Genomic DNA, 11,855 nt, shown 5'->3' with positions numbered 1-11,855 from the left:
GCCGCCGCGCGGGATCCTGCCAGGCGCGCCGCGAGCGCCCGCGTAGACTGGTCTCCCGTGGCTCTTACCATCGGAATCGTCGGTCTTCCCAACGTCGGCAAGTCGACGCTCTTCAACGCCCTGACCAAGAACTCGGTCCTCGCCGCGAACTACCCGTTCGCGACGATCGAGCCGAACGTGGGCGTGGTGGAGCTGCCGGATCCGCGTCTGCACCGTCTCGCGGAGATCCACGGATCGCAGCGGATCCTTCCGGCCCCCGTCTCGTTCGTCGACATCGCCGGCATCGTGCGCGGCGCGAGCGAGGGCGAGGGCCTCGGCAACAAGTTCCTCGCCAACATCCGCGAGGCCGACGCGATCGCGCAGGTCGTGCGCGCCTTCGACGACGGCGACGTCGTGCACGTGGACGGCAAGGTCGACCCCGTCTCCGACATGGAGACCATCAACACCGAGCTGATCCTCGCCGACCTCCAGACCCTCGAGAAGGCCATCCCGCGCCTCGAGAAGGAGGTCAAGGGCAAGAAGGTCGACGCCGGCGTCCTCGCCGCCGCGAACGAGGCGAAGGCCGTGCTCGACACCGGCAAGACGCTGTTCCAGGCCGGCTTCGACGTCGCGCCGATCCGCGAGCTGGGCCTGCTCACCGCCAAGCCCACGCTGTTCGTCTTCAACGTCGACGAGGGTGTGCTGGGCGACGCCGGTCGCATGGCCGAGCTCGCCGCGCTCGTGGCGCCGGCCAAGGCCGTCTTCCTCGACGCGAAGGTCGAGTCCGAGCTCATCGGCCTCGAGCCCGACGAGGCCCTCGAGCTGCTGCAGTCGCTCGGCCAGGAGGAGTCCGGCCTCGACCAGCTCGCCCGCGTCGGCTTCGAGACGCTCGGTCTCCAGACCTACCTCACCGCCGGCCCCAAGGAGTCGCGCGCGTGGACGATCCGCAAGGGCGCGACCGCCCCGCAGGCCGCCGGCGTCATCCACTCGGACTTCGAGCGCGGCTTCATCAAGGCCGAGGTCGTCGCGTTCGCGGATCTCGACGAGGCGGGCTCGATGGCCGAGGCCAAGGCCAAGGGCCGCGTCCGCATCGAGGGCAAGGACTACGTCATGCAGGACGGCGACGTGGTGGAGTTCCGCTTCAACGTCTGAGGACGCGCCCTGCGGGAGAGACTCGCTGTCTCGCCGGCGGGATCCCGTCCCGCGCCTGATCCGTCCGCGAGGAGGAGATCTGATGACGTCTGTGATGATCCGCCCGGTGGCCGGCTCCACGGAGTACCCGCGCCTGGTCGGGATCTGGCGCAGCGCGGTGCGCGCGACGCATGACTTCCTCGCGGAGGAGGATCGACGGCAGATCGAGTCGGTGCTGGAGTCGGACTATCTGCCGCAGGTGCTCCTCACCGCCGCCGAGGCGGATGGGCGGATCGTCGGCTTCGCGGGTACCGCTGGCGGGCGCCTCGAGATGCTGTTCGTCGAGGCGGCGCAGCGCGGGCGCGGTGTGGGGCGGATGCTGCTCGAGCACGTCGTCGCGGAGCAGGAGGTCGTCGCGCTCGACGTGAACGAGCAGAACGCGGGCGCAGCTCGCTTCTACGAGCGCAACGGCTTCCGTGTGACGGGGCGGAGCGAGGTGGACGAGGCGGGACGCCCGTACCCGCTTCTTCATCTGTCCCTCGCCGGACGGTGCGCTGGATGACCCGCACGGCGCGCTGCGCGGTGCGCTCGTAACCCTCGCCTCAGCACGAACGGACGCGCCGGCATTGCGCGAGCTGGGCGCGCGTCGAGCTGAGCGCGATGAGGTGCTTCAGGGGGACGGCTGACGTGATGGCGAGCCGCCCGGAGCGAGCCGCATGCAGACGAGTCGCGGTCGCTCGTCCCAGGATGCGACCTGCTCGAATCCGCGCGATGCGTAGAGCCGGATCACGTCCTGGCGCCAGTCCCAGACCGTGAGCATCACGGGGAGGGCTCGGGCCTCACCGATCGCCGCGTCGAGCAGTGCCGATCCGATTCCGTGACCGCGCACATCCGGTGACGCCCAGAGACGCTTGATCTCGACCGACTCGGCGCCCGGCTTCAGCACAACAACGCCGGCCAAACGGCCATCCAGGTCCGCGACGAGGACACGGCAGCCGGCCAGGGCGCTGATCGGATCCCGGACCTCGGCACGGTACCGCTCGGGAAGCTCGCCTGCGGGCGAAAGCTGCCCGCCGGCGTCGTGCGTCGTCTTCTCTCTCTCGGTCTGCGCGAGATACGCGTGCAGGGCCGCGCCGATCGCCGGGATGTCTCCGGGGCAGGCGGCGCGGATGTCAGGTCTCGTCGGCAGGGCGGGCACTGTAAGGGTTGCTCGGCTTCGGAAGGTGGTGGAGTTCCGCTTCAACGTCTGATCCGTGCGGTGGCCGAGCGCCGCTGCGCGCGCAGCCGGCTCACCCCTGGTAGCTCGGCGACCACTCGGGCAGCTGCTGCAGTGCCCAGGTGTTTCCGTCGGGGTCCGAGAAGTGCACGAAGATCCCCCAAGCCTGCTCGTCCAGGTCGCTCGCCTCGACGCCTGCGGAGAGCAGGGACTCCCGCGCCGCCGCGGCATCCTTCACGACGCACTGGAGTCCTTTCACCGAGCCAGGGGGCATCTCGGTGAAGTTGGTGTCGAGCACGATGGAGCAGGCCGAGCCCGGCGGCGTGAGCTGGATGAAGCGCACCTCCTCCGACACGGTGTGGTCGTGGTCGGCGTTGAAGCCGATACCGACGTAGAAGTCCTTCGCCCGGTCGAGGTCGCTCACCGGCACGGCGATCAGCTCGAGCTTCCAGTCCACGTGTGCACGTCCTTTCGTCGAGGTCGATGCCTCTGCGCACCGCCCAGTGGTCAGATCGTCCTCGACGCCGTGCGGGTTCGCAAGAAGCGCGGCTCTCCGCGCGGCGGATCAGCCGGATCGCGTCGAGGCGCGGGGGCAGGAGAAGAGCTGGCGCAGCGCGTCGGGGTCGCCGGCGTCGACCACCTGCTGGATCGCGCGGATGGTCTCCTCGTCGGTGAACATGCCCGCGAGCGTGTTGTTCCAGATCGACCGCACGGTGTCGATGTCGCCCGCGTCGACCGCGGCGCCCGCGGCCGTGATGGCGTCCTGGTAGGGGATCTGGGGGAAGCCCGCTGGCGCGTCGCTCGGGGCGTAGAAGCTGATCCACGGGGTGTCGGGGTTAGGGGTGAGCCAGAGCACCTGTCCGGGGGAGAGGTCGCGCACGTGATTCATCGAGCCGAGGTTCGGGTACGCGCAGAGCCTCTCGGCGATCACGGCCTCGACGTCGCCGGGCTCGACGGTGTACGTCGCGGGGCGCCGAGCTCGTCGAACGTCACCTCACCCTGCGCGAACTCCCGAGCGCCCAGGTCGATGAGGGGCTGCCTCCGCTCCAGGTGCCAATCGTCGGTGTAGCTGATGACCTCGGACAGGCGAGCGCAGGTCTCCGGCTCGTCCGGGTGCGGCGTCGGAGTCGCCCCGGCGACCGGCTCGGTGGCAGCCGCGGCCGCAGCGGGAGAGGCCTGCGGTGCCTGCTCGGCGGCCTGGGGCTCCGTGGCGGCGCTGCACCCGGCAAGCGTCATCACGCCGAGGGCCAGAGCGACCATCGGCGTGGTGATCTTCGTGATGGGGGGCACGGGTGCTGCTCCTTCGGTGCGGCGACTCATCGTCACAGTAGCGACATGCGGCGCCCCGGGGCGGAAAAGATCGGCGGCCGAACGCGGTAGCGGTCCGTTTCGGGTCGTCGTCCCGAAACGGGCGAACGGCGCAAGCGGCTGGTCACCCGACGCCTCTCCGCGTAGCCTGAGGCTCCCGCGAGAGAGGATCCCGATGACCGCCGACGGCCACGACATCGCGCCCCACCACATCCCGACGCCTGACGAGTCGACCATCCCCGAGCTGGAGGACGACGAGACGATCGCACCGCGCCCGGAGGAGGAGATCGCAGACGTTCTCCGCGCAGAGCCGGACGTCGCGGATCACAGTGGCCACATCGAGTGACGTCCGGATCGAGGACGACACCAGGCATGCGCGCGGGACTGACTTCGATCCTCGGCAGCGCGCTGCGCGGCCTCTTCTCCCTGCTCCGGCGCCTGCGCCATCCTCGTCCGATCCATCCTCAGGGCCTGGTGCTGACGGGGCAGGCCACCTGGATTCGCGATGCGGCGCCGTCGGGCATCGGCTGGATCGACCAGGGCCCGGACGCGCCGCTCAAGGTGACCGCGCGGCTGTCCCGAGGGGTCGGACTGCCCGACGCGCTTCCCGACGTGCTCGGGCTCGCCGTGCGATTCCACGCCGCCGACGGTGAGCATGCCGATGTGCTGCTCGCGACCACCGGCATCGGCTTCCCGTCCCGGTTCCTCCTCGTGCCACGGCGTTCGGCGACGGGCGCGACGTTCGGGAGCCTCCTGCCGTACCGCTCGGCGCGGGGACCCGTGCTGATCTGCGCCCGGAGCGTCCCCGTGCGCGTGCTCCCGGCAGAGCTCGGCGCGCTCCGCCGGTCGATCGAGCAGCGGCCGTGGCGGGTCCGGCTGTACCAGGCGGCGCCCACCGGCAGGTGGCACCCCTTCGCCGACCTCGTGCTCCGTCCTGCGGCCGTGGGGGACTCGGCCGGGCTCCGCTTCGATCCGGTGGGCCATCCGCTTCCCGGGTCGACCACCTACCCGTGGGTGCGCAGGCTGCGCGACCCGAGCTACCGCGCCGCGCAGCGCGGCTGAGCCCCTCGCCGACCCCGTAGCGTGAGGGGATGGATCCGGTCGTCGACGTGGTGCGCCGCGAGGCCCTGACCCGGGCCGACCTCACCCGGATCCGGCGGCTGTTCGACGCCGAGTACCTGGCCGACTTCGGGCCGTGGGATCCGGCGCAGCCGTACGGCTACGCCCCGCACGACGTGCACGTGATCGCCTGCGCCGCCGACGGCGTCGTCGTCGGCCATGCCGGGTGGGGGCGGCGGGAGATCTCGGTCGGCGGTGCGAGTGTCGTCATCGCGGGCGTCGGGGGAGTGCTCGTGTCGGCGTCCGCCCGCGGGCTGCGCCTCGGCGAGAGGCTGATGACGGCCCTCGCGCACTCGATGGCGGAGGCCGGCGGCATCGACTTCGGCTACCTCGGGTGCCGAGAGGACGTGGTGCCGTTCTACGAGGCCTGCGGCTGGCAGCGCATCGCCGCCGCGGAGCGCTCCGTCGCGCGCGACGGCACCCCGGTCGAGGATCTGCCGGGTCAGCCGCTGCTGATCCTGCCCGTGGGGTCGGTGCGCGGCGCCTGGCCTCCGGGACTCGTCGATCTGCGCGGTCGGGCGTGGTAGCAGCCCTCGCGCTTAGGGGGGATCGGGCGCGCCGGGTTAGCGTGAGCGGGATGGACACCACCACCCTGCTGCAGGCCTACGACGACCAGCTCCGCACCGACGCCGAGACCCCGAGCGCCGTCTCCGTGACGCGACTCGGACCGCTGCGGCTCGTCGAGTTCGCCGACGCTCGCGGGTTCGTGACCTATCGCGACCTCGGCGAGGCCGACGAGACGCGCATCGGCCGGCTGGTCGCCGCGGCCCGGGCGTTCTTCGAGGCCCACCCCGCGGTCGAGCGGGTCGAGTGGAAGACGCGGGGCCATGATCGCGCGCCGGGCCTGCACAACGCCCTCGTCTCGCACGGCTTCGTTCCCGATGAGCCGGAGTCGATCATGCTCGGCGAGGCCGAGGCGCTGGTGGTCGACGTGCCGCTGCCCGCGGGCGTCACCCTGCGCCAGGTGCGCAGCGAGCGAGACGTGCGCGCGATGTGCGCGATGCAGGATCGCGCCTTCGGCGAGGAGGCCTCGGATCACTACGCCGAAGGGGTTCTGCGCCGCCTGGCGGCGGAGGACGGCATGGAGCTGTGGGTCGCCGAGGCCGACGGCGCGATCGTCAGCGCCGGGCGACTCGAACCCGTCGCGGGCACGAGCTTCGCGGGCATCTGGGGCGGCGCGACGCTCGAGCAGTGGCGCGGCAAGGGCATCTACCGCGCGCTCACCGCCGCCCGCGCCCGCTCGGCCCTTGCCCTCGGCAAGACGCTCATCCACAGCGACTCGACGGAGTTCTCGCGCCCGATCCTCGAACGCTCGGGACTGCGGAAGGTCTCGACGACCACTCCCTACCTGTGGCGCCGCGCCCAGCTCGTGACCGCAGCGTGAGCGCCCGCATGATGCGAGCCCTCGGCCTCGTTCTGGCCGCCACCGCGGCGCTGACGGGCTGCGCGAGCGGATCAGCGGCGGCGGATCCCGCGCTGCCCCCGACGAGCGGAGTCTTCGACTACCAGCTCGGCGGGGTCTACGACCGGGTCGACACCGCGGACGGACCCGTCGACATCGACGTCGTGGTGCGCGACGCGACGGCCGCGCCGCTGGAGGGCGCCTACAGCGTCTGCTACGTCAACGGGTTCCAGACCCAGCCCGGCGACGAGCGGTGGCAGGATCGGCCCGAGGTGCTGCTGCACAACGCCGACGGCGGGCTGGTGGTGGATCCGGCCTGGCCCGATGAGAACATCCTCGACCCGTCGACGTCGGAGCAGCGCGCAGCGATCCTCGAGTTGGTCGGACCCGTCATCGACGGCTGCGCGGACGACGGCTTCGACGCCGTCGAGATCGACAACCTCGACACCTGGACCCGCTTCGACGAGATCGACGAGGCCGGTGCCCATGACCTCGCGAAGGCCTACGTCGAGCGTGCGCACACCGCGGGGCTGGCGATCGCTCAGAAGAACGCCGCCGAGATCACGCGGATCGCCCACACCGAGCTCGGGTTCGACTTCGCGGTCACCGAGGAGTGCGGCGCCTGGGACGAATGCGCGGCCTACACCGAGGTGTACGGCGATCACGTGCTGCAGATCGAGTACCCCGATTCGCTCGCCGACCGATCCGCGACCTTCGAGGAGGTGTGCGGGCAGCCCGATCGCTCGCCGCTCACCATCCTCCGGGACCGCGACCTCGTCGCCGCGGGCGACGCCGACCATCTCTACGAGGCCTGCTGACCGCCTCGCCTGGACGGATCCCGCCGCGTTCGCCATCATGACCGGCTGGCATCCATCCAGACCCTGAGCGACGCGGAGCGCCGCGCGGTCGCGCGGTGGGCGCTCGTGTGCGCCGAGCGCGTGCTGCCGCTGTCCAATGCCGACGAGACCTCGATCGTGGCCGTCCGGGATGCCGTCGAACGCACGCGGGCGTACGCCGAGGGACGCAGCACCGCCGCGGAGGAGATCAGCAAGCGGTTCCGCGCGGGCTCGGAGGCGAACGCGGCCACCACCGCGGCCGGCGCCGCGGCCGCTCGCTCGGTAGGGCAGGCGTCCGCGGTGGCGCACATGGGCGCGCACGCTCTGGGGGCGGCCGCCTACGCCGCGAAGGCGGTGTCGCTCGCGAGTCCGGAGCGGCCCGACGCCGTCGATGAGGAGATCCGCTGGCAGCTGGGGCAGCTGACCGCCGACGAGCGCGCGATCCTGGCGCAGCTGCCGCCGCTCGGCGCCGACGCATCCGGCCCACTGGGGGAGGGGCTGCTATCGCGGGGTGTTCCGGGCGCCGCGATCCGGGCCATCCAGGCCGAGATCGGCTCGACCCCGGTGTGATCCTTGCGGCGACCGCCGCCGCAGACCACCATGTCGCCATGGGCACCCTGAGCTACACGGCGACTGTCTCGATCGACGGATACGCGGCCGACGCCGACGGCGACTTCAACTGGTCGGCGCCGGGCGACGACGTCTTCCGCTTCCACGTCGAACGGATGGACGCCGTCTCCGTCGAGATCCTCGGGCGCCGGACGTACCGGCTGATGCGGTACTGGGAGGCCGAGCCGGATCCGGCCGAGGAGGTCTGGGGCGATGACGAGCGCGAGTTCGCGCGGCGATGGTGCGAGCTCGAGCTGGTCGTCGCGTCGTCGACGCTCGGCGAGGACGAGCTCGGATCGCGCGCCCGGCTCGTGCGTGACCTGCAGATCGACGAGATCCGGGGCATCGCGGAAGCCGCCCCCGGAGAGGTCGAGATCTTCGGCCCGACGACCGCGGCGCCCGCGATCCGCACCGGCCTCGTGCGCGACTACCGGTTCTTCGTGGTGCCGATGATCGTGGGCGGGGGGCTGCAGGCGATCCCGAACGACGTCCGGCAGGGCCTCCAGCTCGTCGAGCAGCGCGTCTTCGACAACGGCACGGTGCTGCTGCACTACCGGCCGCGCGAGTAGCGGCGCGCCGTCGGTCAGGCCGCCGGGCCCTCCTCGCGCAGCCGCGGCTCTACCCGGGCCGCGGGGGTGTAGCCGGCCTTGTCGGCGTAGAACGCGCGGACGACATCCATGTCGGCGCGCACGTCGCCCGTGAGCTGGATGGTGGGCCCGAGGCCCGTCGTCATCGTTGTGCGATCGACGTAGCCGAGCGTGACGGGCATGCCGGTCTCGCGGGCGATCCGGTAGAAGCCCGACTTCCAGTGCGTGTGGGGCCCGCGGGTGCCGTCCGGGGTGACCACGAGGCCGAAGACCTCGCCCGCGCGCACGCGGTCGACGACCCCGCGCACGACGTCGCCCGGGTCGGCGCGGTCGACGGGGATGCCACCGAGGGCGCGCATGATCGGGGCCCGCCAGCCGTGGAACAGGCTCTTCTTGCCGAGCCAATGCAGCTCGATCCCGAGATCCCAGGCGATGGCGAGCATCAGGACGAAGTCCCAGTTGGATGTGTGCGGGGCCCCGATGAGCACGGTCGGCCGCGTGGGTGCGGGCTCGGTGACGAGCTTCCAGGGGCTCAGGCGCCAGAACGCGCGGGCGAGGAGGCGACGGATCATCCGTCCACGGTAAGCGGATCCGCCTTGCGCGCGCATTCCGTAGGAGGAATCCTCAGCGTCGGGGCCGGATCCGGTCGTTCGCCCCGACGGAAGGGATATCTCCGACGGAGCGCACCCGGCCGCGAGACGATCGGATCGGACCGCGAAAGTCGGGCGGCCGGATCCTGCTCCGGGCGAGAGTCGATGAGGAAGGGAGCCACCGTGATCGAGATCCTCAATCGGCTGGTGTCGGAGATCGAGCAGAACCTCGGCGACGACATCGACGTCGAGGCCCTGGCGAGCGCGATGGGCACCACCGGGTACCACGTGCGGCGGATGTTCTCGTCGCTCGCGGGCATGCCGGTGTCCGAGTACGTGCGGCGGCGGCGGATGACCGTCGCCGCGGCCGACGTGATCGGCGACGAGGATCTGCTGACGATCGCCGTCCGGTACGGATACGGGTCGACCGAGGCGTTCGGTCGGGCGTTCCGGGCCGTGCACGGCGCGAGTCACGGCGACGTCCGTCGTGACGGCGGCCCCTTTCGCAACTGGCCACAGCTCAGGTTCCGCCTGACCGTCGAAGGGAGCACCCCCATGGATGCCCGCATCACCGAACGACCCGCCTTCCGCCTGATCGGCCACGCCGCGCGCGTGCCGCTGATCTACGAGGGTGTGAACCCGCACATCTAGGCGCACATCGCCGCGCTGCCCGCGGAGGAGCACGCCCGCCTCAAGCAGCTGTCCGACACCGAACCGGCGGGGCTGCTGCAGGTGACGGCCGACGTCGACCCGGATGCGACGGAGGGATCCGAGCTCACCTACCTGCACGGCGTCGCGGTCGCGGCCGACACTCGCATCCCCGACGACCTCGACGCCATCGAGGTGCCGGCCGGCGCGTGGGCGGTGTTCCGCACCGCGGGCGAGCACCCGGCGGCGCTGCAGGCCGCGTGGGCGGCGACGGCGACCGAGTGGTTCCCGTCGAACCCGTGGCGACTGCGCCCCGGGCCCTCGATCGTCGCGATCCTGGACCGGGCGCCGGACTTCTCGACGGCCACCTGCGAGCTCTGGATGCCGGTGGAGCGGGGCTGATCCGCAAGCCGCTCGACGGGGAATGCTCCCACACGCGCGCACCCCCGTCGAGCGGCTTTCCGCGCCGCACCCGGGGGCCCAGACTCTCGGCGGAGGTGCGACAAGGGCCCGGCGCCCGAGCCCACGACCTCCGCGTCGCGCCCCGCCGATCCTGGTTCCGTGCCGGCTCGGGCTTCTGCACGGGGGAGAGGGCGCGCTCGCGCAGTCGTTCCGCCAGCTCGCCGACGGGCATGGGGACGAACCCGACGTCTACCACCTGTGCCACTCGCTCGCGCAGCAGTGCGACGAGCACGAGCGGCGCCTCGCCCCGATCGTCGAGCGCTACGGAGAGCAGCCGGACTCGGAGCCCGAGCGCTTCCGGCTCGAGGCCATGAGCGAGAGCCGGACGGGCGCGCTCGCCCTGCTGCGCGACCTGCAGGACGTCCGCATGCTCGTCTCGTTCGTCGACACGACCTGGACGGTGGTCAAGCAGGCGGCGCTCGCCCTGCGACGAGGAGCTGCTGGCGGTGACGGTGGACTGCGAGAGCCAGACCAAGCTGCAGCAGGACTGGCTGCTCACCCGCATCAAGCGAGCCGCCTCGCAGGCGCTGCTCGTCGCGTCGTGAGGATCAGCGGCGCTCGCCGGGGAGGCGGATCGTCGCGGTGACGGTGTCCCGGATGTCGTGATTCGGGTTGCTCGCTCGCGGAGCACCGGATTCTCGGGCGGCCGGAGACGGCCCGTTCCTGACGGCACATATGCCCTGCTTGAATGCGGATCGATTTCCTTCGATTCCGTGTGACAGGCAGACGATGAGCGACAAGCGATCAGGATCGGGTTCCCGGCGAGGCGTCCCGTGGTGGGGCTGGCTGCTCATTGTGGCGGTCGGCATCGGGCTCACGGTGGCGTTTCCCTTCGTCGCACTGCCGGCAGCGCTTGCGGTTCTGGTCATCAGCATCGTTGGCTGGGCGAAGGGGAAGCGGACATGGCTGCGCTTCCGCTCCCGGAAATCGGCCGTCGGGATGAGCGCCATCGCGATGGCAGCGCTCGTCCTGGCCGGCGGCAGCGCCGCCGTCGCCGTCGCCGGAGCATCGCCCGCGCCGCAGGCCGAGGCATCGACGTTCACCGGGACGGCCGCCGTGCAGAAGCCCGACGCCGAGAAGAGCACGCCCGCGCCTCGCCCCGCACGCACGGTGAAGGCTGCGCCGAGTGCGACACCCACCCCGACTCCTGAGTACCGCGAGGAGGTCGTGGTCGAGTCGATCGCCTTCGCGGAGTCGACCGTCGACGACGCGGACCTCCCCGCCGGACAGACGCGCGTTGTGACCGAGGGTTCCCCGGGGGAGCGCACGATCACGTATCGGGTCACCGAGATCGACGGCACGGAGACGGAGCGGTCGGTCGTCTCCGATGTCGTGTCCACACCGCCGGTCGACCGTGTGATCGCGAACGGGACCTATGTCGCACCACCGCCTCCGCCCGCGCCCGCGCCCGTTGCCGGCTCCGCGGGCGGTGGCTGCGACTCGAACTACGCAGAGGCGTGTGTTCCCATCGACAGCGATGTCGACTGCGCGGGCGGCAGCGGCAATGGCCCGTCGTACTTCGGCGGTGTCGCCCGCATCGTCGGCACCGACGTCTACGACCTCGACCGTGACGGCGACGGATACGCCTGCGAGCCGAGCTGATCCGACGGCGGCAACCGCCGATCCGTCCTGAGGCAGCCGCCCCGCAGGCGCTGCTCGTCGCGTCGTGAGGATCAGCGGCGCTCGCCGGAGAGGCGGATCGTCGCCGTGACGGTGTCGCCGATGTCGATGCGCTCGGCGCGCTGCACGGCGACCTTGATCGGCAGCAGGAAGCGGCCGTCCTTCGGCCACATCGCCGTGTCGAACTCGGTCTCGCCGATGCGCGCGATGACCGGCACCTGGCCCCAGTACACAAGCCCGCGGGCCGCCTCCTTCACGTCGGCCGACATCTCGGGCGACAGGGGAGCGAACACATACGGCGCGGGTCCGCGCCAGCTGATCAGCTCGGCCTCGAACGTCCACATGACC

General features: G+C 71.6%; 16 protein-coding genes and 1 pseudogene. 11 read left to right on the top strand and 6 right to left on the bottom strand.

Going from position 1 to position 11,855, the window contains the following annotated elements; all coding sequences use genetic code 11:
• Positions 1-57: 57 nt before the first annotated feature.
• Together ychF and ACOKGD_RS09765 are read left to right on the top strand one after the other, a co-directional pair.
• Positions 58-1,131, top strand: coding sequence for a redox-regulated ATPase YchF (ychF, locus tag ACOKGD_RS09770; RefSeq protein ID WP_342334359.1), 1,074 nt, complete (start codon positions 58-60; stop codon positions 1,129-1,131).
• Between the two features lie 82 nt (positions 1,132-1,213).
• Positions 1,214-1,672: an acetyltransferase gene (locus tag ACOKGD_RS09765; RefSeq protein WP_342334360.1), complete on the top strand. Its 459-nt coding sequence runs from the start codon at positions 1,214-1,216 to the stop codon at positions 1,670-1,672.
• Positions 1,673-1,780: 108 nt separating this feature from the next.
• Here ACOKGD_RS09765 and ACOKGD_RS09760 read toward each other — a convergent pair whose 3' ends face one another.
• From ACOKGD_RS09760 to ACOKGD_RS09745, 4 genes are all read right to left on the bottom strand, one after another.
• Positions 1,781-2,308 (bottom strand): GNAT family N-acetyltransferase, encoded by a 528-nt coding sequence (locus tag ACOKGD_RS09760; RefSeq protein ID WP_342334362.1) that lies wholly within the window; start codon positions 2,306-2,308, stop codon positions 1,781-1,783.
• Between the two features lie 91 nt (positions 2,309-2,399).
• Positions 2,400-2,783 carry a VOC family protein gene (locus ACOKGD_RS09755; RefSeq protein WP_342334363.1) on the bottom strand — a complete coding sequence of 128 codons (384 nt, stop codon included), beginning with the start codon at positions 2,781-2,783 and terminating at the stop codon, positions 2,400-2,402.
• A gap of 108 nt (positions 2,784-2,891) precedes the next feature.
• Positions 2,892-3,215, bottom strand: coding sequence for a hypothetical protein (locus ACOKGD_RS09750; protein WP_342334364.1), 324 nt, complete (start codon positions 3,213-3,215; stop codon positions 2,892-2,894).
• A 38-nt stretch (positions 3,216-3,253) separates the two neighbouring features.
• Positions 3,254-3,616 carry a hypothetical protein gene (locus ACOKGD_RS09745; RefSeq protein WP_342334365.1) on the bottom strand — a complete coding sequence of 121 codons (363 nt, stop codon included), beginning with the start codon at positions 3,614-3,616 and terminating at the stop codon, positions 3,254-3,256.
• A gap of 193 nt (positions 3,617-3,809) precedes the next feature.
• Between ACOKGD_RS09745 and ACOKGD_RS09740 the strand changes: the two genes are divergently transcribed.
• Genes ACOKGD_RS09740 through ACOKGD_RS09710 form a run of 7 tightly spaced genes read left to right on the top strand, consistent with a single transcriptional unit; the run spans position 3,810 to position 8,169 of the window.
• On the top strand, positions 3,810-3,980 hold the full coding sequence (locus tag ACOKGD_RS09740) for a hypothetical protein (protein ID WP_342334366.1): 171 nt from the start codon (positions 3,810-3,812) through the stop codon (positions 3,978-3,980).
• 26 nt (positions 3,981-4,006) lie between these two features.
• Positions 4,007-4,696, top strand: a complete 690-nt coding sequence (locus tag ACOKGD_RS09735; RefSeq protein ID WP_342334367.1) for a hypothetical protein — start codon at positions 4,007-4,009, stop codon at positions 4,694-4,696.
• Between the two features lie 29 nt (positions 4,697-4,725).
• Entirely contained in the window at positions 4,726-5,280 is a 555-nt protein-coding gene (locus ACOKGD_RS09730; RefSeq protein ID WP_342334368.1) for a GNAT family N-acetyltransferase, read from the top strand.
• A 50-nt stretch (positions 5,281-5,330) separates the two neighbouring features.
• The gene (locus tag ACOKGD_RS09725; RefSeq protein ID WP_342334369.1) at positions 5,331-6,137 is read left to right on the top strand and encodes a GNAT family N-acetyltransferase; all 807 of its coding nucleotides are present in this window, start codon (positions 5,331-5,333) and stop codon (positions 6,135-6,137) included.
• Between the two features lie 8 nt (positions 6,138-6,145).
• Positions 6,146-6,973 carry an endo alpha-1,4 polygalactosaminidase gene (locus ACOKGD_RS09720; RefSeq protein WP_342334371.1) on the top strand — a complete coding sequence of 276 codons (828 nt, stop codon included), beginning with the start codon at positions 6,146-6,148 and terminating at the stop codon, positions 6,971-6,973.
• 9 nt (positions 6,974-6,982) lie between these two features.
• Positions 6,983-7,561 carry a putative immunity protein gene (locus ACOKGD_RS09715; protein ID WP_421355122.1) on the top strand — a complete coding sequence of 193 codons (579 nt, stop codon included), beginning with the start codon at positions 6,983-6,985 and terminating at the stop codon, positions 7,559-7,561.
• Between the two features lie 38 nt (positions 7,562-7,599).
• The gene (locus ACOKGD_RS09710) at positions 7,600-8,169 is read left to right on the top strand and encodes a dihydrofolate reductase family protein (RefSeq protein WP_342334372.1); all 570 of its coding nucleotides are present in this window, start codon (positions 7,600-7,602) and stop codon (positions 8,167-8,169) included.
• A 14-nt stretch (positions 8,170-8,183) separates the two neighbouring features.
• Here the strand turns inward: ACOKGD_RS09710 and ACOKGD_RS09705 are convergent, their stop codons facing one another.
• Entirely contained in the window at positions 8,184-8,759 is a 576-nt protein-coding gene (locus tag ACOKGD_RS09705) for a 1-acyl-sn-glycerol-3-phosphate acyltransferase (RefSeq protein WP_342334373.1), read from the bottom strand.
• 183 nt (positions 8,760-8,942) lie between these two features.
• On the opposite strand from ACOKGD_RS09705, the pseudogene ACOKGD_RS09700 reads away from it, so the two are divergent.
• Positions 8,943-9,827, top strand: a pseudogene (locus ACOKGD_RS09700) (AraC family transcriptional regulator).
• Between the two features lie 855 nt (positions 9,828-10,682).
• Positions 10,683-11,489: a G5 domain-containing protein gene (locus tag ACOKGD_RS09695; RefSeq protein ID WP_421355040.1), complete on the top strand. Its 807-nt coding sequence runs from the start codon at positions 10,683-10,685 to the stop codon at positions 11,487-11,489.
• 71 nt (positions 11,490-11,560) lie between these two features.
• Here the strand turns inward: ACOKGD_RS09695 and ACOKGD_RS09690 are convergent, their stop codons facing one another.
• The gene (locus tag ACOKGD_RS09690) at positions 11,561-11,851 is read right to left on the bottom strand and encodes a DUF1905 domain-containing protein (RefSeq protein ID WP_342334375.1); all 291 of its coding nucleotides are present in this window, start codon (positions 11,849-11,851) and stop codon (positions 11,561-11,563) included.
• Positions 11,852-11,855: the final 4 nt, after the last annotated feature.

It is taken from the genome of Microbacterium phosphatis, assembly GCF_049177115.1.
Classification (GTDB): Bacteria; Actinomycetota; Actinomycetes; order Actinomycetales; family Microbacteriaceae; genus Microbacterium; species Microbacterium phosphatis.
Note: the sequence above shows the minus strand (reverse complement) of the source record. Positions and strands in the feature narration are given on the sequence as shown.

Coding starts and splice junctions, on each gene's coding strand:
- ACOKGD_RS09765 (WP_342334360.1), top strand. CDS start 1,214: ATGACGTCTGTGATGATCCGCCCGGTGGCCGGCTCCACGGAGTACCCG.
- ACOKGD_RS09750 (WP_342334364.1), bottom strand. CDS start 3,215: ATGAATCACGTGCGCGACCTCTCCCCCGGACAGGTGCTCTGGCTCACC.
- ACOKGD_RS09740 (WP_342334366.1), top strand. CDS start 3,810: ATGACCGCCGACGGCCACGACATCGCGCCCCACCACATCCCGACGCCT.
- ACOKGD_RS09735 (WP_342334367.1), top strand. CDS start 4,007: ATGCGCGCGGGACTGACTTCGATCCTCGGCAGCGCGCTGCGCGGCCTC.
- ACOKGD_RS09730 (WP_342334368.1), top strand. CDS start 4,726: ATGGATCCGGTCGTCGACGTGGTGCGCCGCGAGGCCCTGACCCGGGCC.
- ACOKGD_RS09725 (WP_342334369.1), top strand. CDS start 5,331: ATGGACACCACCACCCTGCTGCAGGCCTACGACGACCAGCTCCGCACC.
- ACOKGD_RS09720 (WP_342334371.1), top strand. CDS start 6,146: ATGATGCGAGCCCTCGGCCTCGTTCTGGCCGCCACCGCGGCGCTGACG.
- ACOKGD_RS09710 (WP_342334372.1), top strand. CDS start 7,600: ATGGGCACCCTGAGCTACACGGCGACTGTCTCGATCGACGGATACGCG.
- ACOKGD_RS09705 (WP_342334373.1), bottom strand. CDS start 8,759: ATGATCCGTCGCCTCCTCGCCCGCGCGTTCTGGCGCCTGAGCCCCTGG.
- ACOKGD_RS09690 (WP_342334375.1), bottom strand. CDS start 11,851: ATGTGGACGTTCGAGGCCGAGCTGATCAGCTGGCGCGGACCCGCGCCG.